Source organism: Campylobacter peloridis LMG 23910 (genome assembly GCF_000816785.1).
In the GTDB taxonomy this organism is placed as follows: Bacteria; Campylobacterota; Campylobacteria; order Campylobacterales; family Campylobacteraceae; genus Campylobacter_D; species Campylobacter_D peloridis.
Genome location: NZ_CP007766.1, coordinates 1024330 through 1048149, shown reverse-complemented (window position 1 = coordinate 1048149; position 23820 = coordinate 1024330). Strand labels below are relative to the sequence as shown.

The window sequence follows — 23820 nt, the reverse complement described above, 5'->3', positions numbered from 1 at the left end:
TAAACAGAGTTTTATGTTTTTAGTCTTTAAATTCTACAATTTCATCAAAATTAAAACGCATTTTTTCTACATGTGTAGTTGTTTTAGTATGCCCTAAAGTTACAAGTAAAGATACTCTTTCTTTGTTGGTGTTTAGATTAAGGTATTGATTAATTTTATCTTTATCAAAACCTCCTATAGTGCAAGAGCCTAAATTTAAACTAAAAGCAGCGTTGATAATGTTAGTAAGAGCAATATAGCTTTGTTCTTTAGCATAAGCAAAACTTTGTTCTAAATCCATTTTATCTATAAAAGGTTTGTAAGTTTGTATGCGTTTTGTAAGTTCTTCTTGATTTAACCCTCTTTTTTTAAGTTTTTCTTCAAAATAATCTTTAAAATCTACTCTTGAAACAATGATAATAACAGCAGCGCAATTTGCTACATGGGGTTGATTATTAGCTATTTTGGCAATTTCTTGTTTATGCTTATCATCTTGAAATACTAAAAATTTCCAAGGTTCAAGCCCTAAAGAACTAGGGGATAATCTAGCACATTCTAAGATATATTCTAAATTCTCTTTAGAAATTTTTTCATTAGTATAAGATCTAATTGAAGATCTGTTTTTCATTAGTGTTAAATAATCTTGCATAATATCTCCTTTTTTAAATATCTTATATTTTATAAGCTTTAAAATTGTTAAAATTGTATTTTATTGCTACAATTTTATTTTTACTTCATACAAGTGTTTTAATATTTTGTTTAAAAAAGGTAATTTAATGAAAAAAATAATTTATTTGCTTATATTTTTGATTTTACTAGCTTTGGGGGTGTGGTTTTTCTTTTTTGCTAACAAAGAAGAATATAATTATCTAACTTATGAAGTAAAAAGGCAAGATATCACTCAAAGCATAGAAGCAATTGGCGAAGTTTATGCTAAAAGTCAGGTTGATGTGGGCGCACAAGTTAGCGGACAAATCACCAAGCTTTATGTAAATTTAGGCGATCATGTAAATGAAGGTGATTTAATCGCACAAATTGACAAAGACAAACAACAAAATGATTTAGACATAACCAAAGCCAAACTTCAAAGTGCCAAAGCGAATTTAGAAAGTAAAAAAATAGCGCTAAATATAGCCTCTAAACAATATGAAAGAGAGCAAAAACTTTATGCAAAAAAGGCTGCTTCTTTAGAAAATCTTGAAAATTTAAAAAATACCTTTTATAGTTTAAAAGCAAGTGTAGCAGATTTACAAGCACAAATTACCCAGCTTGAAATTTCTTTAAAAAACGCACAAAAAGATTTAGCTTATACAACAATAACCGCACCAAGTAAGGGTGAGATTATCAATGTAGCAGTTGAAGAAGGACAAACCGTAAATGCCAACCAAAATACCCCAAGTATAGTGCGTTTGGCTGATTTAAGCGAGATGGAAATTCGTATGCAAATAGCTGAAGCTGATATTAATAAAATTAGCGTGGGTAAAAAAGTTAAATTTAGCATTTTAAACGAGCCTGATAAAAAATATGAAGCTATTATCTCAAGTATAGATCCAGCAAATACTACCATAAGCGATGCAACAAGCAATACCAACTTAAATTCAAGCTCTAATACTAGCGCTAGTGCGGTGTATTATTATGCAAGGGTTTTTGTTAAAAATGAAAACAATTTTTTACGCATAGGTATGAGTACAGAAAATGAAATCGCTATTAAAACAGAAAATAATACCTTAGTTATACCAACTTTGGCTATAAAAAGTGATGCAAATGGGTATTATGTAGAAATTTTAAAAGAACAAAACAGCGTTAAAACGCCGGTAAAACTTGGTATTAAAGATAGCTTAAATACTCAAATTATAGAAGGCTTAAAAGAAGGCGATGTGATTATTTTAGGTAAAAACAAAAAATGATACATTTAGAAAATATCCAAAAAAGCATTAATGCTACCCCTATACTAAAAAACATAAATCTTAGCATACAAAAAGGTGAATTTGTAGCTATTATAGGCCAATCAGGAAGCGGTAAGACTTCGCTTTTAAACATCATAGGCACACTTGATGAACCAAGCTCTGGGAAGTATTTTTTAGATGAATTTGAAGTTACAAATTTAAGCAAAGATGAAAAAGCAAGGCTTAGACGCGAAAAAATCGGCTTTATTTTTCAGCGTTATAATTTATTAAGCTTATTAAATGCAAAAGACAATGTCGCTTTGCCCGCTGTTTATGCAGGTAAAAGCAAACAAGAACGCTCACAAAAAGCTAAAGAATTGCTTGCATTTTTAGAACTTGATCATAAAGAATTTTCTAAACCCAATGAATTAAGTGGCGGACAACAACAAAGAGTTTCTATAGCAAGAGCTTTGATGAATGGTGGGGAGCTTATTTTAGCTGATGAGCCAACGGGTGCGCTTGATTCTAAAAGCGGAAAAATCGTTTTAGAAATTTTAACCAAGCTTAATGAGCAAGGCCATACCATAGTCTTAGTAACACACGATAAAGAAATAGCAGCCAAAGCTAAAAGAATCATAGAAATTAAAGATGGCATTATCATAAGCGATAGCAAAGCTAGCACCTTACAAACCCCAAATTCAAAAACCATGCCAAAAGAAAGAAAAAATTTCAATCTTTTAAAAAACCAAATTTTTGAAAGCTTTACTATGTCGCTTTCTTCTATCATCGCGCATAAATTGCGTTCTTTGCTTACTATGCTTGGTATTATTATAGGTATAGCTTCTGTAGTTTGTGTGGTGGCTTTAGGACTTGGAGCCCAACAAAGCATATTAGCTTCCATAAGCTCCATTGGAACCAATACCATAGAAGTAGTTTCTGGAAGGGGCTTAGGCGATATAAGATCAGGCAGAACAAGGCTTAATTTAAGCGATTTAAAAACCTTAAGTTCTTTGTCTTATTTAGAAGCAGTAGAAGCTGATGTTGGTAAAATAGGCGTTGTAACTTATAAAAACAATTCTTTGCAGGCTAGAATTTATGGAGTAGGGCCAAACCATTTAAGGCTTAGAGGGCTTGTAAATACAGCAGGCAGGTTTATCAATAATGAAGATATAAAAGAAAATACCAATATTTGCATTATCGATGAAAATGCTTTGCGAATTTTATTTGATAATATGAGTGCGGCAAATGTTTTAGGCAAAAGTATAATTTTTAACAAACAACCCTTAACTATAGTCGGAGTTTTAAAAAAAGAAAGGGATAATAAAGGCTTTAGGGCTGATGAAAACACCATAAAAATTTACACCCCTTATACTACCTTGATGAATAAAATAACCGGTGATAAACAAATAAGAGCCATAGTTACAAAGGTAAAAGATGATGTAAATCCGGCTTTAGCCGAAGAAGCTATGGTAAAAATTTTAGAAATCAAACGCGGACAAAAAGACTTTTTTACTATAAATTCAGACGCCATTAAAAACGCCATAGAAGAAAACACTGCCACACTAACCTTGCTTATCTCATCTATTGCGGTGGTTTCTTTGATAGTTGGGGGCATAGGGGTTATGAATATTATGTTAGTTTCAGTGAGTGAAAGAACAAGAGAAATTGGCGTTAGAATGGCTATTGGGGCTAGAAAAGAAGATATTTTAATGCAGTTTTTAATAGAAGCGGTTTTAATCTGTTCTTTTGGAGCACTTTTTGGGGTAATGCTTTCTTTTGTGATTATTGAAGTGTTTAATTCTTTAAATATAGGCTTTACCATGATACTTTCTTTAAATTCGGTATTTTTAGGACTTTTAAGTTCGGTTTTAATCGGCCTTATTTTTGGCTTTTTTCCTGCAAAAAACGCAGCCAATTTAAACCCTATCAATGCTTTATCAAAGGAATAATATGAGAATATTTTTATTAGTTTTTTTTATTTTATTTTTTAATGCTTGTGTTGGGGTTAAACTAGAACAAATTAATCAAGAAAAAATTCAAAATGAAAAATTTGAAGAATTTAATGCAAGTAAGCCTTGGTGGGAAAAATATAACAACAAAGAATTAAATTATTTATTACAAGCTATTATAGATAATAATAAAGATATTAATTTAGCTAGAATAAATCTTTTAAGTTCTTTGTCAAAATATAAACTTTTAAAATTAGATTTTTACCCAACACTAAGTGGAAATTTAGGAGCTAATATACGAAAAAATTTAAATAGTGGTTTAAGTAATCATGATTTTTCTAATGGAATTATGTTAAATTATGAGCTTGATATATATGGTAAAATTTCAGATCAAATTTCTTCTTCTATGTTTTTAGCTAAGGCTAGCGAGTATGAATTACAAAAACTAAAACTTGATGTTGTTAATATTGCTATTAATTCTATTTTTGAGCTTATTTATTTTAATGATGTAGATATTTTACTCAATAATCATCTTAAAAATCTTGAGCAAATGCTAGAAATATATACTGCTAAGTTAGATTATGGCAAAGCAGAATATATTGATCTTTTAAATATTAAAAAATCACTATTAAATACTAAGCAAAATATTATTAGCAATCTTCAAAATAAAGAAGAAATTTATAAAAATTTAAAAGATTTATTAGGAGGAAAAAACACCGCATTAATTGATAAAATGCTTCATTATAGTTTAGATGACTTTACTTTGATAAAAAATGATTTTGATATTGATTTAAAAATGTTAGCCTATACTCCACAAATTCAAGCAAAACTTAATCAGTTAAAATCTTCATACAAGGATTATTCTAGTATGGAAAAAAGTATCTTACCAAGTATTAAAATACTTGGCAAGATAGATGGAAATGATGAAAATATAAATGAGAGTTTTAAATTTTTAATTTTAGGAGGAAATGTTGTTATAGATTTACCTTTTTTAGATTTTTATAGAGTAAAGCAAAATGTAAAAATTTCAGAACTTGCTTATACAGCAAAACTTATAGAATACAAAGATGCTTTAGAAAAAACTATACATGAATTTAAACTATGTTACGAAAATGACAAATATTATGCTTCATTGTTAAATTTAGTAAAAGAAATCAATACTAATCAAGCAAAAATTACACAGCTTTATCTAGAAAAATACGAACTAGGACGCAGCGAGTTGAAAGATTATCTTGATGCGGATGCTTTATTGATTAATTCTTTGCAAGAATTAAAAAGAGCTAAATTAGCATGGCTTAAAAATTCAAATTTATATCATAGCATCGTCTTGATTTCTAAGTGAACCTAAAAAGTGTTTCATTTGGTAATAAAAACTAAGGCTATATGTGTAGAATTTCTTTCTTTAAAGGCTTTTTATTTTAAAATGCTTTAATAAATCTAACAAAGGAGATATATGAAATTTGATTTTTATGCAACATTAGTTGTTATGGTTGCAGTATTATTGCTAGGTGTGTTTGTTATAAAAAGAGTAAAATTTTTACGCGATTATAACATTCCTGAGCCAGTGGTAGGTGGCGGTATTGCTGCTATTATTCTTTTAATTTTACATAGTGCTTTTTCATTAAATATCAAATTTGATGAATCTATGAAAGATCCTTTAATGCTAGCATTTTTTTCAAGTATAGGTTTATTAGCTGATTTTGCTTCACTAAAAAAAGGTGGTAGAAAATTAGCAATATTTTTAGTTGTTGTTGTAGGCTTGCTTTTTGCACAAAATATAGTTGGTATAGGTGTGGCAAGTGCTATGGGACAAAATCCACTAATGGGACTTATCGCAGGTTCTGTTACAATGAGTGGCGGTCATGGAACAGGTGCAGCTTGGGCAGCAGAATTTATAAAAGAGCCTTATTTATATTCAAGTGCAACGACAGTTGCTATTGCTTGTGCTACTTTTGGACTTATTTCAGGTGGTATTATAGGTGGACCAGTGGCAAGATACTTAGTAAATAAATATAAGCTAGTAGTTCCAAAACAAAATGATGATAAAGATGCGATTTTAAATTTCCAATCTCCAGAAAAAGAAAGATTAATCACGCCATCATCTTTTATAGAGTCTTTAGCGTTAATTGCTTTATGTTTACTAATAGGTAGTGCTTTATCTAGCTATATAAAAACAAATACAGGTTTTACTTTGCCAACTTTTGTGTATTGTCTTTTTGTAGGGGTAATTTTAAGAAATGTTTTATCAGCTACAAAAATACACCATGTATTTGATAGAGAAGTTTCAGTTTTAGGTAATGTAAGTTTATCTTTATTCTTAGCTTTAGCTTTAATGACTATCAATCTTTGGGATTTAGTAACTTTAGCTTTACCAATGCTAGTAATTTTAGTAGTTCAAGTTGCTATGATGGCTGCTTATGCTATATTTGTTACTTTTAGAGTGTGTGGAAAAGACTATGATGCAGCGGTTTTAGCAGCTGGACATTGTGGTTTTGGTTTAGGGGCAACTCCTACTGCTATGGTAAATATGCAAACTGTTACAAATCATTATGGAATGAGCCATATGGCATTTATTATAGTTCCTTTAGTTGGAGCATTTTTTATAGATATAGTAAATGCTTTAGTGATTAATGCTTTTTTATATTTACCTTTCTTCCATTAAAATCATCTAGCACTAATTTTTAGTGCTAGATTTAATCTTTTTTATCCTTACTTTTACATAAATAATTTAAAAAACACTCTTTACATAAAGGATTTTTAGCTTTGCATGTGTAGCGTCCAAAAAGAACCATGGCTTGATGAAGATAGTTAAGATTATCTTTAAAAATTTTAGTTAAATCTTTTTCAGTTTCTTCGGGAGTTTTTGCTTTGCTAAGATTGAGTCTATGAGAAACTCTAAATACATGCGTATCTACAGCCATGCAATTAGCCCCGCACCATTCTATCATCACTACATGTGCGGTTTTTTGTCCTACTCCTGCTAGAGTTTTTAAATCTTGTTCATTCATGGGAATTTCACCATTAAATCGTTCGCATACTGCTTGAGCCATTTTGATTAAATTTTGAGCTTTATTATTATAAAAAGAGCAAGAATTAATCAAAAGTTTTAAGCTTGATAAATTTGCTTTGGCCAAATCTTGCACACTAGGATAAGCTTTAAATAAAGCAGGAGTTATGAGGTTTACTCTTTTATCGGTGCATTGAGCTGAAAGCATAACACAAACTATAAGTTCATAGGCATTAGTAAAAACTAATTCTGTCTTTGCTTGTCCAAAATGCTCTAAAAATAATTTTTTAATTTCTAAATTTCTTTTCATAAACTTATTGTATGTTAATCGGCTTTAAATAAAGTTTAGATATAATAAAATTAACAAAACTATTTTAAAGGATAAACAATGAAAAAAATTTCTTTAGTTGCTGCGGCTTTATTAACAGGTTTAAGTTTAAATGCTGCAGTGGTTGCAACTCTTGATGGACAAAACATCACCGATACTCAGGTGAATGAATTTTTTGCTCCTATGTTAAGAGGTGCTAAAATTACTGATTTACCAGCTGATCAAAAAAAGGCTGTTATTGATCAATATATCGTTCAACAACTTGTATTAAAGGATGCTAAAGCTCAAAAAATAGAAAATGATCCTTTATATAAAGAAGAATTAGAGCGTGCTAAAGAAGCTATTTTAGTAAATATTTATCAAAAGAAAATTTTTGATTCTATTAAAACTAATGAAACAAAAGCTAAAAAATACTATGATGATAATAAAGCACAATTTGTTAAGCCAGCTCAAGTAAAAGCTAGACATATCTTAGTAACTGATGAAAAAGAAGCTAAAGATATTATTTCTCAACTTAACAAATTAAGCGGAAAAGCTTTAACAGATAAATTTGCCCAACTTGCAAAAGAAAAATCAATCGACAAAGGCTCTTCAGCTCAAGGTGGCGAGCTTGGTTGGTTTGCTGAATCAACTATGGTAAAGCCATTTGCTGATGCAGCTTTTTCTATGAAAAAAGGAACTATTTCTAAAACTCCTATTAAAAGTGATTTTGGATACCATATCATCTTAAAAGAAGATGCTAGAGCAAAAAGCACTATGAGTTTTAATGAAGTAAAAGCAGGTATCGAAAATAATATGAAAATGGAAGAATTTAAAGAGCTTTTAAATAAAAAAGCAGAAGAACTACATAAAAAAGCAAAAGTGGAATACAAATAATGGGTATTTTAGATCTTGTTAAACCAGGCGTATTAAGTGGCGATGATCTAAATATTGTTTATAATCATGCAAAAAAAGAAGGTTTTGCTATCCCTGCGGTAAATGTCGTGGGGACAAATTCTATAAATGCTGTTTTAGAAAGCGCTAAAAAAGTTAATTCTCCTGTAATTATCCAATTTTCAAATGGAGGAGCTAAATTTGTAGCAGGAAAAGCTTGCCCAAAAGCTGATGTATTTGGCGCAATAAGTGGTGCTAAACATGTGCATTTAATGGCTAAAGCTTATGGAGTTCCGGTGATTTTACACACAGATCATGCTGCTAGAAAATTACTTCCTTGGATTGATGCATTGCTTGAAGCAAATATTGAGTTTAAAAAAGAAACAGGTAAGCCTTTGTTTAGTTCTCATATGATTGATTTAAGTGAAGAGGATTTAGAAAGCAATCTAAACACTTGTGAAAATTATTTAAAACAAATGTCTGAGCTTGGAATCTCTTTAGAATTAGAACTTGGTTGCACAGGTGGAGAAGAAGATGGGGTAGATAATACCAATATCGACAATGCAAAATTATACACTCAGCCTGAAGATGTAGCTTTAGCTTATGAAAGATTATCTAAGATTAGTGATAGATTTTCAATCGCAGCTAGTTTTGGGAATGTTCATGGGGTTTATAAACCAGGAAATGTAGTTTTAAGACCAGAAATTCTTAAAAATTCTCAAAATTATGTAAAAGAAAAATTCAATCTTAGTGAAGAAAAACCTATTAATTTTGTTTTTCATGGTGGTAGCGGTAGTGATATAGAAGATATTAAAGCAGCACTTAGCTATGGCGTGATTAAGATGAATATTGATACAGATACACAATGGGCTTTTTGGGATGGTGTTAGAGAGTATGAGCTTAAAAATAAAGCTTATTTGCAAGGTCAAATTGGCAATCCAGAAGGTGATGATAAACCAAATAAAAAATACTACGATCCTAGAGTATGGCTTAGAGCGGGCGAAGAGAGTATGATTAAGCGTTTAGAATGTGCATTTAGCGACTTAAATTGTATAGATAGAAACTAAGAGTTGTAAGCTCTTAGTTAATTTTTCTGTGAAGATTTTAAATTTTTAGAGCAAAATTAACAAAGGTTTATAAAATGGAAGTTAAAACAACAGATGATTTTTCTGATCTTGTATTGCCTGAGGGAAAAGGCAGCACGGGGATTATTGCTTATTTTAAGATTATTTTTATTCCGACTTTATTATATATTTTTGTAATTTTAGGGTATTTTGGCAAAATAGATTTTAAGGTTGAATTGCATAGTGTTGTTATGATAGGAGTGATTTATTTAATAGCTTTGATTTTTGCAAGACATAGTGCTGATTATGCTTCTAGTATTTTTGAACAACAAAAAGATGAATTTAAACTTGTATTAAAACGCTATATTATGAGACATTTTTTAGCTATAGGTAAGGAAACTAAATCCAATGCTAGTTTTGATGAATTTGCTTATGCTTATGTTAAAGATTTAAGGAATGAAAATTTTGCTTCAGTAGGAGCTGCTATTTTTCCTATGCTTGGAATTTTAGGAACTTTTATAAGTATAGCTATGTCTATGCCAAATTTTAATTCTAGTGACACAGCAGGATTAGAGCAAGAAATTTCAGTTTTATTAAATGGAGTAGGAACGGCTTTTTATGTTTCTATTTATGGAATTTTCTTAGCACTTTGGTGGATTTTTTTTGAAAAATATGGTAATAGCAAATTTCAAAAATTATTAAATCGTCAAAAAAATGCAACAAGTGATTTTTTTTGGTCCAAAGAAGAAATTGATAGAAAATACCTTCAAGAAAGTCTAAAGCATTTTGAAAAAATAGGAACAATTTTTGAACATGTTAGTAATGAAGAATTTTTTAAAGAATTAGATAACACTATAGATAGAAAATTTAAAGTATTTCAAGAACTTGTTAATGCTGAAGAAAAAGCTGTAAAACTTAGTAGCGAACATGTAAAACAAACTATGAGTGATTTGTCTAAAACTCAAAGAGAACAAAAAGATATAGTTAAAATTTACTCTGAAATTGCAAATGCGGTAAATATGTTAAATTCTAATGTAAAAGATCTTACACTTAGAATTTCAGAGCAATATAACAGACTTTTAGATATTAGTTCAAATAAAATTACTCATTTAGATAAAAGTGTAAATTTGCTTGATGATAAAATTGAGAATTTTTCAAATAATATAGAAAAATATCAAAATCTTATGTTAGAAAATCAAGCTAAACTTTTTGAGGGCTTTAGAGCAAGTATTATAGAGGGTATGCATACTTTTAAAGAAGCTTATGAAGAAGAAAAGAGCATAGATGAGAAAATTTCTTTAATGCAAGAATTTAAAGAAGAAAGTAAAGAGTTAGATGAGCAAACTACGCAAGTTATTGCAAAGCTTGAAAATCAAAAAGAAGATGAAAAAATAGATGATAAAAAATAGCCAAAATAACGAAGAAAATAATTTTTGGATTGCTTATGCAGATTTAATGGCGGGCTTGCTTTTTATATTTATATTGTTAATTGGAGCTATAGTTGTTAAGTATGTTTTAACCCAAAGTGATTTGCAAATCATAAAAGAAAATTTACAAAAACAAGAAGAACGCTTAAGAGAAAACAAAGAAGAATTAAGTCAAAAAGAAGATATTCTAAAAAATCTTAGTCAAAAATTAACTAATACCTCAAGCACACTTGATAATGTTAATAAACAAAAACAGGCTTTAGAGGCTAATATAACTAAATTAAATCAAGACTTAAATTCAAGCTTAGATGAAAAAGATCAGCAAATTTTTTCCTTGCTTGAAAGATTAAATAAAAAAGATGAAGAAATCAAAGAATTAGAGCGTAATTTTGATGAAGCAAAAACTAAAATCAAAGAATTAGGTTTAATCAAAGAAAATACCATTAAAAACCTTCAGGCTAAATTTGATACCAATATTACTTTAGATTCTAATTCAGGTGCTATAGTTTTGCCTTCTGAAGTGCTTTTTGATACAAATTCTTTTACTTTAAAAGCACATGCTAAAGAAAATTTAAAAACTATATTAACGCAGTATTTTGATAGTATTTTAAAAGATGAAAATATCTTAAATAGCATAGAAAATATAGTCATAGAAGGACATACAGATAGTGCAGGTTCTTATATATATAATCTTGATTTATCACAAAAAAGAGCTTATGCTGTGATGAGTTTTATACACTCATTTTATAAAGATCCAAGATTACAAAAGCTTTTAATGGCAAGTGGTAGGTCTTATTCTGATGTGATTATGAAAGATGGTAAAGAAGATAAAGAAGCAAGCCGTAGAATAGAGATTAAATTTAATATCAATACAAATAATGCTTTAGAAAAGGTTGAAAAATACCTTGATAGCAAGTAGAATTGATGTTTTAAAATATAAAGATTTTGAATTTTTACTCAAAAGAGATGATTTATTAGGTTATATCAATGGAAATAAGGCTAGAAAACTAGCCTTATTTGAAAAAAACAAACATTTATTTAAAAAAGGACAAAGATTTATTTCTTTTGGTTCTTCTCAAAGCAATGCTTTGGTTGCTTTGGCAAAATTTTGTTATGAAAATGATTTTTCGCTTATTTTTGTTTGTGAAAAAATGAGTTCTTTTTTAAAAGAAAATCCTCATGGAAATTTAGAATTTGCATTAAAACATGATGTTGAGTTGATAGAAAATGTAAATTATTCTACAAGAAGATTACAAGCTTTAGCTTTAAAAAAAGAGGATGATATTTTTATAGAAGAGGGCGTGGCTATTAAAGAAGCTGAATTTGGTTATAAACAATTAGCCTTAGAGCTTAATGAGCAGATAAATGAAAATGTAAGTATTTTTTTACCATCAGGCACAGGAACTTCTGCAGCTTTTTTAGCTAAACATAGTAAATTTAAAGTTTTTACATGTGCTTGTGTAGGAGATAGTGCGTATTTAAAAGAACAAATTTTAACTTTAGAGCCAAATTATGATTTTAGCAATTTAACCATACTAAATCCACCTAAAAAATATCATTTTGCTAAGCCTTATTTGGAATTTTATGAGCTTTATGAAGATTTAAAAAAAGAATGTGGAGTGGAGTTTGATTTGCTTTATGATATGGTAGGTTTTAAAACTTTACTAGCCTATAAAGAACAAATTAATGAAAAAATCTTATATATCCATCAAGGAGGCCTTGAAGGAAATATAAGCATGCTAAAGCGTTATGAGTATAAATTAAAAAATGCCAAAATAAAAAATCACTAAGATAATCAAAGGTATAATAAATTTAACATAATAATACCATAGTTTAAAAATACTTCCTTTTAGAGTATTTTGATTAGAAAGTTCATAAATCGCGTCTTTTTTAAGCACCCAACCTACATAAATACAGCAAAAAAATGCAGTTAAAACAAAGAATATATTTCCACTAATAAAATCAAAACTATCGAAAATATTTTTTCCTTTGATGATGGTGATATCTTTTAAAGGTCCATAAGTAAGTATACATGGTAAATTTCCCAAGACAAAAATGCTTCCAAGTGTTAGATTAATAGCGGTATTTTTAGCTAGTTTAAATTTTTCTTCTAAGACACTAATGATTACTTGATAAATTGGCAAGCTTGTAGTAAGTGCAGCGATGATTAAAAGCAAAAAGAAAAACACGCAAATTATACTTCCAAAAGGTATATGTGAAAAAGCAACAGGCAGGGTTTTAAAAACCAAAGATGGACCACTATCAGGAGTTAAACCTACGCTAAATAAAGCAGGGAAAATCATAAAACCAGCAAGAACAGCTATAAGTGTATTTAAAACTCCTGTATAAATAGAAGTTTTGATTAAATTCTCATTTTTATTAAGGTGTGATGATAGGGTTATCATTACGCCAAAGCCTAAAGAAAGAGCAAAAAATACTTGGCCTAAAACATCTATAAATAATTTAGGAGTTATTTTAGAAACATCAGGAGTTAGATAAAATTTTATTCCTTCGCCAGCTCCATCCAAAGTTAAATTTCTTATAACAACTATTAAAAGACAAATGAATAAAAACGGCATAAGGTATTTTACTGACTTTTCTATACCATCAATCACACCTTTTTTTAAAATAATCCAATTAATTATTACAAATATAGTAGTAAAAATTCCTATTAATAAAGGGCTATTTTCTATAGTAGTGCTATAAAATTCGCTTGTATATTGAGCATTAATTGGATTTGAAAGATTAAAATCACCTATAATTATTTTAAAAATATAAGCTAAAACCCATCCGCCTATTACCATATAATAAGCCATAATTCCAAAACTACCTAAAAGTCCCATGTAGCCAACACCTTGCCAAGAATTAGATATCTTAACTCCATCACTTGTTTTTCCACCAAAAGCATCGACTGAATTTAACATTCTGCGTCTTCCTATAACATTTTCAACTAAAATTACAGGAATTCCTATAAAAATCATTGCTATACAAAAGGCTAAAACATAAGCACCGCCACCATTTTCACCTACTAAGTATGGAAAACGCCAAGTGGCTCCAAAACCAATTGTCGCTCCTGCTACAGTGAGTATGTATGTTAGCGTATTGCTCCAAGTTTGTCTTTGCATACTTTTTCCTTACTAAATTTAAATAAAAAATATTTTAAGATAAAAAATAATACCATTATGCCAAATTTTTATTTATTTTTTTATCAAATTAAAGGAAAATCCATGCAAAAAAAGAAAATTTTGTTTTTAGGTGCAGGATATGCTACTTTATCAGCTATAAAAGCTTTGCCTGATGAGTTTTTTGAAAAAGCACAAGTGAGTTTGATTAATAACAATTCTTATCATTATCATACTATTTTATTACATAAGGTAGCTTCAAATGAAGATGTTTATAGTTCAAAATATGATCTTTTTCCTTTATTAAATCCAAAAATTAACTTCATTCAAGATGAAGTTTTAAAAATTTCTAAAGACAAAGTTTTTGCTAAAAATAGCGAATTTGACTTTGATATTTTAGTATGTGGGCTTGGTTTTACTAAAGAAACTTTTGGTATTAAGGGTATGCAAGAATATGCTTTGAGTATAGATAATTATGAAAATGCTTTAAAAATCAATGAAATTATATATGAAAAAATAAAAAATTATAAAACCACTCAAAATGAAGATGATTTAAAAATAATAGTCTGTGGCGGGGGTTTAAGTGGGGTTGAATTTGTAGCTTCTTTGGCTAAAGAGCTTAAAATCTTTTGTAAAAAAGAACAAATTGCATACGAGAAATTAGAACTTTTTCTCATTGAAGCTATGGATCAAATTTTACCTATGTTTGATAAAAGTTTGGCTTTGAAAGCAAAACAAAGACTAGAGGCACTTGGTGTGAAAGTATATGAAAAATCTAAAATCATAGAATGTGAAAAAAATGGTATAAGAATTGATGAGAAAGAATTTGTTAAAGCTAATACTATCATTTGGACTGCAGGAGTTAGAGGTAGTAGCGTTATAGAAAATAGCCCAGATTTTCCAAGCGCAAGATCGCGTATAGAAGTAGATGCATTTATGCATCCATTAAATGTTGAAAATCCATCAAAATACTTTTTTATAGGTGATAATAGTTTATTTAAAAATCCTAAAACTAATACTCCCTATCCTCCAACAGCCCAGCTTGCATTAAGAGAAGGAGCTTATGTAGCTAAAGCTTTAATGGCTATGGTTGATGAAAAAGAATTTAAGCAAGAATTTTCTTTTGTGAGTGGGAATACCGTTTGTTCTATCGGAAATGATTATGCTGTAGGAACAATTTTGCATAAACCAATTAGTGGTTATTTGGCAATAAAACTTAAAATTTTTATAGAAAAACTATGGCAGTATCAGCTTGAAGGAATAAAAGGTTTTTTAAAATAAAGTTAATTTTAAATAGAGTCCTTTAAGGAACTCTATTTAAAAAATCATTTGCATCCACATAACCTATAATGCGTCCTTTTTCCTCGCCTTTGTTAAAAAATATCATCACAGGAGGCCCAAAAACTCCAAATTCTTTCATAAGAGCTAAATCTTCATGGCTATTGTGTGTTACATCTGCTTTTAAAAGTGTGTAATTAGTAAGCAAATTTTGCACTTTAGTATCTGTAAAAGTGTATTCTTCTAAAAGTTTGCAGTTTTCACACCAAGCGGCTGTAAATTCAAGCATAACTGGCTTGGTGGAATTTTGCAATTCTTGCTTGAGTTCTTTTAAGTTTTTAATGGTTTTAAAACTTAAACTAGAGCTATTTTCTTTTGAAGCAAGGTTAAATTCAAGAGGTTTTAGCAAGCTTTTTGAACCCATTGAGCCACCTAAGATTAGACTTAAACTATAAGCTAAAACTAAAATCATACTTGCTTTTTTAAATTTATCAAAATTAGTTTTTGCTTCATCAAATAAACCCATAAAACTAGCAAAAAATACACCTATAATTCCATAAAGTATTAAAATGATATTTGCGCTAAGTATTCTTTCTAGCATCCAAACTGCCATAATGAGCATGATAAAACCAAAGAAAATCTTTACTTTAAGCATCCAAGCTCCACTTTTTAAAAAACTTCCTCCAAGTCCTATTAAAAGCAAAGGTATACCCATACCAAAACTCATTATAAACAAAGAAAGCCCTCCTAAAAATACATCTCCGCTATTGGTAATATAAAGTAAAGCTCCTGCTAAAGGTGCTGCTACACAAGGACCTACAATAAGAGCTGATAAAAAGCCCATGATAGCTACACCAAAAACACCATTTTTTCCTTCTATTTTTTTATTGATAAAATTTTGGAATTTAAGTGGTAGTTGTAACTCATAAAGGCCAAACATAGAAAGTGAGAGCACTACAAAAATACCCGCAAAAATAATGATAATCCAAGGTTGTTGTAATAAGCCTTGCACATTAGCTCCTGCAAGGCCTACTAAAGCACCAGCTATAGCATAAGCTAAGGACATAAAAAAGACATAGACAAAAGATAAATAAAAGCTATGTTTTTTAGATGGTTTGTCTTTGAGTTTCATAGCAATTAATGATGAAAGAATAGGTATCATTGGTAAAATACAAGGAGTAAGTGCTAGCAATAAACCATAACCAAAGAAAGTTAAAAGCGTGATAAATATATTTTGCGTGCTTAAATCATTAGCAATTTGCTCATCTTCATTTTGCTTTTTAAATTGATCCTTAGTGGATTTTATAGCATAAATTCCATTTTGCTTATTAAGTTCATAATTTACATATACAGGGCGATAGCACAAACCTTCTTCTGAGCAACCTTGATAAGTTAATGTGATTTTTGCTTTATTGTTTTTGATAAAATCATCTAGTAATAATTGTGGTATAAAAAGTTCAAGTTGCTTAAAAATTACTTCTTTGTTCTCTCTAATATCAGTTTTTGGAAAATTAAGCAAGGAAGTTATATCGTTAGAATCAAGTTCGACTTTGACTTGATCTTTGTAAAGATAAATTCTTTCTGCAAGATTTATTTTTAAAAAAATTCCTTGATTATCGCTATAGGTATTTAATTTAAAAGCTTCATTAAGCGATAAAACACCATTATTTGAAAAAGCTAAATTTAAAAAAATAAACAATAATGCCAAAAAACGCATTTTTCTCCTTGAGCTTAAAATAAATTTGGCTTATTTTACATATTTGTGGTAAATTTAAGTTAATAATTATCCTAAATTAAGGAGTTTTGCTTTGGATGAGAAAAAATACACCCTTATTAAAGTAAAAAAATCAACACTTGAATATGAAAGTGAGCTTAAAAGACTACAAATTGAGCTTTTGAAATTCCAAAATCATGTAAAAGATAAAGGATTAAAGGTTTTGATTTTAATCGAAGGACGCGATGCGGCGGGAAAAGGTGGTGCTATAAAAAGATTAATTGAGCATTTAAATCCCAGAGGTTGCCGTGTAGTTGCACTTGAAAAACCAAGTGATGTGGAAAAAACACAATGGTATTTTCAGCGTTATGTGGCGCATTTACCTGCAGCAGGTGAAATAGTGATTTTTGATAGATCTTGGTATAATAGGGCAGGGGTTGAACCAGTAATGGGTTTTTGTTCTCCAAATGAGCACAAAAAATTCTTACGCGAGGTGGCATCATTTGAAGAAATGCTACTTGATAGTGAAATTTTGTTTTTTAAATTTTATTTTTCAGTCTCTAAGCAAGAACAAAAAAAGCGTTTTGAACAAAGAAGAAAAGATCCGCTTAAACAATATAAACTTTCTTTTGTTGATGAAAAATCACAAGAATTATGGGATAAATATACTTTAGCAAAATACTCTATGCTTTTAGCTTCAAATACTCCAAAATGTCCATGGGTTATTATAAATTCAGATAATAAAAAGAAAGCAAGAATAAATTTATTTAAGTATTTACTTAATGCCTTAGAATATCCAAATAAAATTAAGAATAAATATTTTAAATTCGATAAAAAATTAGTACGAAGTGGTGAGGATGAAATTCGCAAAATGGAATTAAGTTTAAATGATGAAAAACTTAAAAAATTTGATAAAAAATAAAGGCTAATCTTGAATAATCTTTTTATAGTCCATAATAAATTTAATGAGTATAAAAAAATAAGCTTAAAGGCTTATATTGTTAATGCTTTGTTGCTTGCTTTTTTAATGTTTTTGTTTTTTTATTTATCATTTTTGAGTGCTAGTTATAATTTTGATTTTAAAGCTATTTTAGAATACAAAGATAAAATGATTAATGGCTTTTTTACAAGTTTTTTTATTAGTATTTTATCTTTGGTTGTTGGTGTAGTTTTTGCTTTGATTTTGTGTTATATGAGTCTTTGTAAAATTATAATTTTCAATATGTTTGCAAGAGTTTTTATAGAACTTATTCGTGGCACGCCTTTACTTGTGCAAATTTTATTGATTTATTATATTTTTGCAGATAATTTAGGTTTGGATAATCGCTATGTTTGTGGAGTTTTGATTTTAGCTTTATTTGCAAGTGCTTATATTTGTGAGATATTTAGAGCAGGAATTTTAAGTGTTGATAAAATGCAATATGAAAGCGCTAAAGCTTTGGGGTTGAGTGAATTTGAAATTTATAAAAGTGTGATTTTTCCTCAAGCTTTAAAAAACATTTTAGCACCACTAAGTGGGCAACTTGGTAATTTAATCAAAGATAGTTCCCTTTTAAGTGTGATAGCTATTTCAGAACTAACTCAAAATGCTCAAGAAATCAATGCTTTTACTTTTTCTACTTTAGAAATTTATATTCCTTTAGCGCTTTGTTATTTACTTTTGACTTTACCCATTTCCATTTTTTCAAGAAAGCTTGAAAAGAGTTTTTCTTAAAAGAAAAACTCAAGTTCTTGTTCTTTAAAAATTTCTTTCATTTCCTTAAAATATTTTTGACTTAATGTATCAAAAAAGCCATTTTCTTTTGATTTTTTAATAAATTCATTTAATTCTTCTTTTAATTTAACATTGTTTTTATTTAATGCTATGGCCCATTGCTCAGGAGTTTTTTCAAAAGGGGTAAAAATAGCTTTTGTTTGTTTTGGGTGTTTTTTCCATGCTTTGTAAATACTCATTTGATCATAAATAAAAGCATCAGCTTTTGCTTGAATAACTTCTAAAATGGCTGCATTTTCTTTATCAAAGACTAAGATTTTTGCATTTTTAAGATTTTTTTGAGCGTATAAATGCGCGCTAGTTCCTCTTTTTAAAGCAAGAATTTTACCCTTTTGGTTTAAATCTTTTATGGAATTAATATTTGATTTTGTAGCACTTAATATCGCTAAATTTGCCCTAGCATAAGGCAAGGTAAAATCTATCACTTTTTTTCTTTGCTCACTTATGCTCATAGAAGACATGATTAAATCAATTTTTTGACTTCTTAAAGCAGGTATAAGCCCATCCCAAGCGATATTTTGAATTTTTAGCTTATAATTTTTTTCTTTAGCAAAAGCTTGCAAAAAATCCACACTAAAACCACTTGGATTGCCTTTATTATCACTCATTTCAAAAGGAGGATAAGCTAACTCCATACCTACGATTAAATCTTTAGCATGAAGGGTAAAAATAAAAACAAATAATAATAAAATTTTTTTCATTTTTTAGCTCCAAATTTAGCCAAAGCTCTTTCATAATCTTCTTTTGTATCTATACCTATGCTTTGGCTTTGAATTTTTAACATTTTGATTTTTTTGCCATTTTCTAAGGCTCTTAATTGCTCGAGTTTTTCACATTCTTCTAAGGCTGAATTTTTTAAGTTACAAAATTCTTGCAAATTTTCAACCCTATAAGCATAAATGCCAAGATGGGCTTTAAATTTTTGCTTATAATTTGCTCTTTCATAAGGAAGTTTAGATCTTGAAAAATATAAAGCAAAATCATTACAATCAGTTACTACTTTAACTAAATTTGGATCATCACAAGCTTTTGCATCTACTTCTTTATAACAACTACTCATAAAACAAAGCTCATCTTTAAAAGCATTTTGGCTAAATTCTTTGAATTTTTTAATATTTTGTGTTTCTATAAAAGGTTCATCAGCTTGGACATTGATAATGAGTTCTTTTGGATTTAGTTTTAAAATTTGGCAAGCTTCGTTGATCCTATCAGTGCCACTTTCGTGATTTTTACTTGTTAAAACAGCATTTATATTGTGCTTTTGTGCTATTTTTAAAACTTCTTCATCATCTAGTGCAACGCAAACTTCATCAACTTCTTGCATTTTTTTAGCCGTATAAATAAACATTGGTAAATTATCAATTTCACATAAAATTTTATTTTCAAAACGGCTTGATTTTAATCTTGCGGGTATGATTATCATTGTTTTATCCATTCTATGATAGTTTGTTTTAAATTTTCAAGCTTACAAATTTGATTTTGCTTTTGTGTGTTTGCAAATAAGCTTGCGATATTTGGATGAATTTCTTGCTTAAATTCTTTTGCAAGTTCTTGCATACAAGCTTGTTCATCTTGACACTTTTTGCCATAAATTGCTTGATACATACTTGGAGTAAATTTGCTCCATTGTGCTGTGGAGGTTATGAGCGTGGTGGTGTTAGGATCAAGCATTTTAAAACAAGTGCAAGTGTGAGGATCTAAAAGCAAATGGCTGTATTTTTTAATATAATGCATACATTCATCATCATTACAAAAATCAGCTTCAAAATCCTCTTGCAAAAGCTCTAACTCTTTTTGGCTAAGCTCATAATATTTTTCATTTTTCAAAGCTTGCATAAGCTCTTTAGTGCGTTCATCTTTAAATTTATCAAAAAGCAATCTTTCAATATTTGATGATATGAGTATATCCATAGCTGGAGAAATAGTCTTTTTTAAGCTTTTGTTTCTTAAATCGTATTTGCCTGTATTAAAAAACTCACTTAAGATATTATTTGAATTGGAAGCAATTTTAATTTTTCCTATATTTGCACCCATTTTTTTAGCATAATAAGCCCCCAAAGCATCGCCAAAATTTCCACTTGGAATGATGATATCAATTGGTTTATCAATTTTCAAACTAGCATAATAATGATAAATAATTTGAAAAAGTATTCTTCCAAAATTAACTGAATTTGCAGCACTTAGGCTAAGTTTTTCTTCTTTTAAAATGTTTTTAAAATCTTCATCATTTAAAAGCGTTTTTAAAGCATTTTGTGCATCATCAAAATTGCCTTCAATGGCTATGGATTTTAAATTATTTGCGTTTAAATGCGTCATTTGCAAAGCTTGAGTTTTGCTAGTGCCATTGTTTGGATAAATACAAACTACCTTAATGCCTTTTTTATTTTCAAAGCTTTTAAGTGTAGCAGGGCCTGTATCGCCACTTGTAGCGCACATAATCAAAAATTCATCCTCTTTTTTTAAATGCTCTAAAAGCACTCCAAAAGGTTGCAATGCCATATCCTTAAAGGCTCTTGTTGGCCCATGGAATAATTCATTGATATAAAGCTTATCATTGATTTTTCTTAAATTAATAGGGCAAGTTTTATCATCAAAACCTTCATAAGTTTTTAAGGCTTTTTCAAAAATTTCAAGCTCAAGATCAAAATCAAAAGCAGCAATGATTTTTAAGGCTAATTCTTTGTAATTTAAATTTTTTAAAGCTTCATTGTTAAGTTTTGGTAAATTTAGCGGTGCATATAAAGCATTATTTGGCGCACTTGGGCTAAGTAAGGCTTTTGAAAAGCTTACTTGGTGGTTTTTATCTTGGGTTGAGTGTAGTAACATTTTCTTCCTTTTTGTTAAATTGCTTAATATAATTTTTTAAAATTTGCTTGAAATTGTCTTTTAAAACAATATCAAGATGGATTAATTCTACCTTAAATCCAAAGTCTTTTACCTTAACATAGTCTTTAAAAGTTAGCATTAGGGTATCGCAATTATGTTTTTTTAACAGCTTTTGTAATTCTTCTTTTTTAAAAGCATAATGATCGGCAAAAAAATAACAAGCCCTAGCTTTGATAAAATGCTCATATAATCTAAAAGGCTTTGCAATAGAGCTTATTAAAATGGCTTTTTGATTTTCTTTCACATAAGAATAACGCAAAAAATCTTCATCCTCATATGCTATAAAATCAGCCCTTTTAGCAAAAGATTTTGGCAAACGATAAGCCCCACTAGGCAAGGTAAAATCAAAAAAAGGTTTTTGCTTACTTTGCAATAAAATATTAAGCTTTTTAATGTGAAATTTAGAAAAAGCATCGTCTAAAAGTATGATTTTTGCACCAAGCTCAATAGCCTTTTGTATGCCTTTGATTCTATCTTCACTTACTATCACTCCGCTAATGTGCTTAGTAAGTGCATATTCCATAGCCTCATCACCACTTTCTTTAATACTACATAAAATTTCATCTTTGTTTTTAACGACGATTAAACCTTTACTTTGTCTTTTATAACCTCGTAAAATGATAAAACAATTTTCAAATTCAGCTGCTATAGCTTTGCAAACTGGGGTTTTGCCATTGCCCCCTAGGGTTAGATTGCCTATACTTATAATGGGTAAATTAAAATCAATTTCTTTTTTAAATTTGGTATTTAGCACAGCTATAAGTGCATATAAAAAGCTAAAAGGCAAAAGTAAAAAAGCTAAAATTTTTTGCAAGAAATTGGGTTTAAAAAAATAGCGATCAAGCCAAGTCATATATACTCTTTAAGTGTTGCTGGAAGCTTTCTTTTAAAAGCATTATTTTGCACGCGCTTTAAAACTAGATTTTTTAAATTCTCATCAAATTTTTCTAAGCTTTGATTATTTTCTAAGGCTTTTAAAACTTCATCTAAAACTTCATATTTATAACCAAGATCACCCTCATCACTTTGATTTGGCCAAAGATCAGCACTTGGGGTTTTTTTGATGAAATTTTCATGCAAATGCATAAATTTAGCAAGCTCAAAAACTTCACTTTTATAAAGCGTGGCTAAAGGATTAAAAGCACAAGCTAAATCCCCATAAATAGTTCCATAACCAAGCATAAGCTCACTTTTATTAGAAGTGCCTACTACTAAAGCATTATGCAAAGCAGAATAATCATAAAGCAAACTCATACGCACTCTTGCAGCTAAATTTCCAAAGCGTAAAGGGTTTAAATCTTGACAAATTTTTTCATAAGCACAAAGCACTTCATCAATATAAATAATCTTATACTGAATTTGCAAATCTTTACAAAGCATTAATGCATCATCTAAATTTTCTTTGTTTGAATGTTTTGTTGGCATTAAAAGCACAAAAAGTTTTTCACCCACTGCCTTTTTACAAAGATGAGCTACCAAAGCTGAATCTATCCCACCGCTTAAACCTAAGATGAGATTTTTATTTCCTGCTTGTTCTTTTATAAAATTTATTAATAATTCTTGTAATTTTGTATAATTCATAAAATTTCTTAATGTTAAATTTTTAAAATTATATTTTATTTTGTTAAAAGGAAGTTTATATGCGTATTTTAAAACAAGCTTGTGGGATGTATGAGACAAATTGTTATATCATAGATCATAATAACAAGCAAATTATCATTGATCCAGGCGAAAATGCTTATGAGTTTATCAAAGAAAATGCAAACAAGCCTTTAGCTATTTTAAATACTCATGGGCATTATGATCATGTATATGATAATGCTAGGGTTAAAAAAGCTTATGAAATTCCCATTTATATCCATAAAGATGATGCTTTTATGTTAAAAGATCCTTTTAATTACGGCTTTGAGCACTCAGATGCTGATGTTTTAATAGAAAATGAAAACGAATTTAGCATAGATGTGTTTAAATTTAAATTCCATCATTTTCCAGGACATACTCCAGGATGTTGCATGATAGAACTTGTGGATGAGGATGTGTTTTTTAGTGGAGATTTTTTGTTTTATCGTAGTATTGGTAGGTGGGATTTTCCTTATTCAGATGCAGAAAAAATGAAAGAAAGCTTGCTAAAAGTTTTAGCTTATGAAAAAGATTTTAAACTTTTTCCAGGACATGGAGAAGAAAGTTCTTTAAAAGAAGAACAAAAGGCAATTCCTGCTTGGCTGAGGTATTTTAACTAATGGATAAGATTTTATATTTTCTAAGTTTTTTACTTATTTTAAGTGCTTTATTGAGTTTTTTTAAACCAAAAAATACAGAAATAAAAAAGAAATTTTTTCACAAATGTCCTTGTTTTAAAGCAGTAGAAAATGGATTAATGAGTAGAATTTGTATTTATGCGGGAAGTTTTGGTTTTATGTATTCTGTGCTTTATATTGGTTTTGGAGTATATGATAAAAGGCTTTTTATTATTTTATTTGTATCTTTTGCTATATGGTATTTTGCTTGGATTTTAAAAAAAGAGTAAAAATCT

Annotated in this window: 23 protein-coding genes; 14 read left to right on the top strand and 9 right to left on the bottom strand. The window is 29.1% G+C overall.

Annotation, left to right across the window (positions count from 1 at the left end):
• Positions 1–19: 19 nt before the first annotated feature.
• On the bottom strand, positions 20–628 hold the full coding sequence (locus tag CPEL_RS05160; protein ID WP_044598874.1) for a nitroreductase: 609 nt from the start codon (positions 626–628) through the stop codon (positions 20–22).
• 127 nt (positions 629–755) lie between these two features.
• On the opposite strand from CPEL_RS05160, the gene CPEL_RS05155 reads away from it, so the two are divergent.
• From CPEL_RS05155 to gltS, 4 genes are all read left to right on the top strand, one after another.
• On the top strand, positions 756–1886 hold the full coding sequence (locus CPEL_RS05155; protein WP_044598873.1) for an efflux RND transporter periplasmic adaptor subunit: 1131 nt from the start codon (positions 756–758) through the stop codon (positions 1884–1886).
• Positions 1883–3814: a MacB family efflux pump subunit gene (locus tag CPEL_RS05150; protein ID WP_044598872.1), complete on the top strand. Its 1932-nt coding sequence runs from the start codon at positions 1883–1885 to the stop codon at positions 3812–3814. Before CPEL_RS05155 ends, CPEL_RS05150 begins: the two co-directional genes overlap by 4 nt.
• Position 3815: 1 nt before the next feature.
• Positions 3816–5156, top strand: coding sequence for a TolC family protein (locus tag CPEL_RS05145; RefSeq protein ID WP_044598871.1), 1341 nt, complete (start codon positions 3816–3818; stop codon positions 5154–5156).
• Positions 5157–5267: 111 nt separating this feature from the next.
• Positions 5268–6476, top strand: coding sequence for a sodium/glutamate symporter (gene gltS, locus CPEL_RS05140; protein ID WP_044598870.1), 1209 nt, complete (start codon positions 5268–5270; stop codon positions 6474–6476).
• Positions 6477–6507: 31 nt separating this feature from the next.
• On the opposite strand, the gene nth is transcribed toward gltS, so the two are convergent.
• Complete coding sequence (nth, locus tag CPEL_RS05135) at positions 6508–7131, bottom strand: endonuclease III (protein ID WP_044598869.1); 624 nt, start codon at positions 7129–7131, stop codon at positions 6508–6510.
• 78 nt (positions 7132–7209) lie between these two features.
• On the opposite strand from nth, the gene CPEL_RS05130 reads away from it, so the two are divergent.
• From CPEL_RS05130 to CPEL_RS05110, 5 genes are all read left to right on the top strand, one after another.
• Entirely contained in the window at positions 7210–8025 is an 816-nt protein-coding gene (locus CPEL_RS05130) for a major antigenic peptide/PpiC-type peptidyl-prolyl cis-trans isomerase (RefSeq protein ID WP_044598868.1), read from the top strand.
• Positions 8025–9089, top strand: coding sequence for a class II fructose-bisphosphate aldolase (gene fbaA / locus CPEL_RS05125; RefSeq protein WP_044598867.1), 1065 nt, complete (start codon positions 8025–8027; stop codon positions 9087–9089). The genes CPEL_RS05130 and fbaA overlap by 1 nt, the downstream gene beginning before the upstream one ends.
• A 74-nt stretch (positions 9090–9163) precedes the next feature.
• Entirely contained in the window at positions 9164–10495 is a 1332-nt protein-coding gene (locus tag CPEL_RS05120) for a MotA/TolQ/ExbB proton channel family protein (protein ID WP_044598866.1), read from the top strand.
• On the top strand, positions 10482–11432 hold the full coding sequence (locus CPEL_RS05115) for an OmpA family protein (RefSeq protein WP_148308774.1): 951 nt from the start codon (positions 10482–10484) through the stop codon (positions 11430–11432). The genes CPEL_RS05120 and CPEL_RS05115 overlap by 14 nt, the downstream gene beginning before the upstream one ends.
• Positions 11419–12303: a 1-aminocyclopropane-1-carboxylate deaminase gene (locus CPEL_RS05110; protein WP_044598865.1), complete on the top strand. Its 885-nt coding sequence runs from the start codon at positions 11419–11421 to the stop codon at positions 12301–12303. Before CPEL_RS05115 ends, CPEL_RS05110 begins: the two co-directional genes overlap by 14 nt.
• On the opposite strand, the gene CPEL_RS05105 is transcribed toward CPEL_RS05110, so the two are convergent.
• Positions 12274–13638, bottom strand: a complete 1365-nt coding sequence (locus CPEL_RS05105) for a sodium-dependent transporter (protein ID WP_044598864.1) — start codon at positions 13636–13638, stop codon at positions 12274–12276. The two genes, CPEL_RS05110 and CPEL_RS05105, sit on opposite strands and share 30 nt — an antisense overlap.
• Before the next feature lie 102 nt (positions 13639–13740).
• Here CPEL_RS05105 and CPEL_RS05100 point away from each other — a divergent pair, with 102 nt between their 5' ends.
• Entirely contained in the window at positions 13741–14916 is a 1176-nt protein-coding gene (locus CPEL_RS05100) for a type II NADH dehydrogenase (protein WP_044598863.1), read from the top strand.
• 22 nt (positions 14917–14938) lie between these two features.
• Here the strand turns inward: CPEL_RS05100 and dsbD are convergent, their stop codons facing one another.
• Positions 14939–16630 carry a protein-disulfide reductase DsbD gene (dsbD, locus tag CPEL_RS05095; protein ID WP_044598862.1) on the bottom strand — a complete coding sequence of 564 codons (1692 nt, stop codon included), beginning with the start codon at positions 16628–16630 and terminating at the stop codon, positions 14939–14941.
• A 91-nt stretch (positions 16631–16721) separates the two neighbouring features.
• Here dsbD and ppk2 point away from each other — a divergent pair, with 91 nt between their 5' ends.
• On the top strand, positions 16722–17549 hold the full coding sequence (ppk2, locus tag CPEL_RS05090) for a polyphosphate kinase 2 (protein WP_044598861.1): 828 nt from the start codon (positions 16722–16724) through the stop codon (positions 17547–17549).
• Positions 17550–17558: 9 nt separating this feature from the next.
• Positions 17559–18341, top strand: a complete 783-nt coding sequence (locus CPEL_RS05085; RefSeq protein ID WP_044598860.1) for an amino acid ABC transporter permease — start codon at positions 17559–17561, stop codon at positions 18339–18341.
• Here CPEL_RS05085 and CPEL_RS05080 read toward each other — a convergent pair.
• The 5 genes from CPEL_RS05080 to CPEL_RS05060 are packed head-to-tail and all read right to left on the bottom strand — an operon-like array spanning position 18338 to position 22868.
• Positions 18338–19102 carry a transporter substrate-binding domain-containing protein gene (locus CPEL_RS05080; protein WP_044598859.1) on the bottom strand — a complete coding sequence of 255 codons (765 nt, stop codon included), beginning with the start codon at positions 19100–19102 and terminating at the stop codon, positions 18338–18340. The genes CPEL_RS05085 and CPEL_RS05080 overlap by 4 nt on opposite strands.
• Positions 19099–19824, bottom strand: coding sequence for a 3-deoxy-manno-octulosonate cytidylyltransferase (gene kdsB, locus CPEL_RS05075; RefSeq protein ID WP_044598858.1), 726 nt, complete (start codon positions 19822–19824; stop codon positions 19099–19101). Before kdsB ends, CPEL_RS05080 begins: the two co-directional genes overlap by 4 nt.
• Complete coding sequence (thrC, locus tag CPEL_RS05070) at positions 19821–21227, bottom strand: threonine synthase (RefSeq protein WP_044598857.1); 1407 nt, start codon at positions 21225–21227, stop codon at positions 19821–19823. Before thrC ends, kdsB begins: the two co-directional genes overlap by 4 nt.
• Complete coding sequence (locus CPEL_RS05065; RefSeq protein ID WP_044598856.1) at positions 21202–22140, bottom strand: tetraacyldisaccharide 4'-kinase; 939 nt, start codon at positions 22138–22140, stop codon at positions 21202–21204. The genes thrC and CPEL_RS05065 overlap by 26 nt, the downstream gene beginning before the upstream one ends.
• Positions 22137–22868: an NAD+ synthase gene (locus tag CPEL_RS05060; RefSeq protein WP_044598855.1), complete on the bottom strand. Its 732-nt coding sequence runs from the start codon at positions 22866–22868 to the stop codon at positions 22137–22139. Before CPEL_RS05060 ends, CPEL_RS05065 begins: the two co-directional genes overlap by 4 nt.
• A gap of 59 nt (positions 22869–22927) precedes the next feature.
• On the opposite strand from CPEL_RS05060, the gene CPEL_RS05055 reads away from it, so the two are divergent.
• A complete protein-coding gene (locus tag CPEL_RS05055; protein ID WP_044598854.1) occupies positions 22928–23527 on the top strand; it encodes an MBL fold metallo-hydrolase in 600 nt (199 codons plus the stop codon).
• The gene (locus CPEL_RS05050) at positions 23527–23814 is read left to right on the top strand and encodes a hypothetical protein (protein ID WP_049984584.1); all 288 of its coding nucleotides are present in this window, start codon (positions 23527–23529) and stop codon (positions 23812–23814) included. Before CPEL_RS05055 ends, CPEL_RS05050 begins: the two co-directional genes overlap by 1 nt.
• The last annotated feature ends 6 nt before the right edge of the window (positions 23815–23820 follow it).

Coding starts and splice junctions, on each gene's coding strand:
- CPEL_RS05160 (WP_044598874.1), bottom strand. CDS start 628: ATGCAAGATTATTTAACACTAATGAAAAACAGATCTTCAATTAGATCT.
- CPEL_RS05155 (WP_044598873.1), top strand. CDS start 756: ATGAAAAAAATAATTTATTTGCTTATATTTTTGATTTTACTAGCTTTG.
- CPEL_RS05150 (WP_044598872.1), top strand. CDS start 1,883: ATGATACATTTAGAAAATATCCAAAAAAGCATTAATGCTACCCCTATA.
- CPEL_RS05145 (WP_044598871.1), top strand. CDS start 3,816: ATGAGAATATTTTTATTAGTTTTTTTTATTTTATTTTTTAATGCTTGT.
- gltS (WP_044598870.1), top strand. CDS start 5,268: ATGAAATTTGATTTTTATGCAACATTAGTTGTTATGGTTGCAGTATTA.
- nth (WP_044598869.1), bottom strand. CDS start 7,131: ATGAAAAGAAATTTAGAAATTAAAAAATTATTTTTAGAGCATTTTGGA.
- CPEL_RS05130 (WP_044598868.1), top strand. CDS start 7,210: ATGAAAAAAATTTCTTTAGTTGCTGCGGCTTTATTAACAGGTTTAAGT.
- fbaA (WP_044598867.1), top strand. CDS start 8,025: ATGGGTATTTTAGATCTTGTTAAACCAGGCGTATTAAGTGGCGATGAT.
- CPEL_RS05120 (WP_044598866.1), top strand. CDS start 9,164: ATGGAAGTTAAAACAACAGATGATTTTTCTGATCTTGTATTGCCTGAG.
- CPEL_RS05115 (WP_148308774.1), top strand. CDS start 10,482: ATGATAAAAAATAGCCAAAATAACGAAGAAAATAATTTTTGGATTGCT.
- CPEL_RS05105 (WP_044598864.1), bottom strand. CDS start 13,638: ATGCAAAGACAAACTTGGAGCAATACGCTAACATACATACTCACTGTA.
- CPEL_RS05100 (WP_044598863.1), top strand. CDS start 13,741: ATGCAAAAAAAGAAAATTTTGTTTTTAGGTGCAGGATATGCTACTTTA.
- dsbD (WP_044598862.1), bottom strand. CDS start 16,630: ATGCGTTTTTTGGCATTATTGTTTATTTTTTTAAATTTAGCTTTTTCA.
- CPEL_RS05080 (WP_044598859.1), bottom strand. CDS start 19,102: ATGAAAAAAATTTTATTATTATTTGTTTTTATTTTTACCCTTCATGCT.
- kdsB (WP_044598858.1), bottom strand. CDS start 19,824: ATGATAATCATACCCGCAAGATTAAAATCAAGCCGTTTTGAAAATAAA.
- thrC (WP_044598857.1), bottom strand. CDS start 21,227: ATGTTACTACACTCAACCCAAGATAAAAACCACCAAGTAAGCTTTTCA.
- CPEL_RS05065 (WP_044598856.1), bottom strand. CDS start 22,140: ATGACTTGGCTTGATCGCTATTTTTTTAAACCCAATTTCTTGCAAAAA.
- CPEL_RS05060 (WP_044598855.1), bottom strand. CDS start 22,868: ATGAATTATACAAAATTACAAGAATTATTAATAAATTTTATAAAAGAA.
- CPEL_RS05055 (WP_044598854.1), top strand. CDS start 22,928: ATGCGTATTTTAAAACAAGCTTGTGGGATGTATGAGACAAATTGTTAT.
- CPEL_RS05050 (WP_049984584.1), top strand. CDS start 23,527: ATGGATAAGATTTTATATTTTCTAAGTTTTTTACTTATTTTAAGTGCT.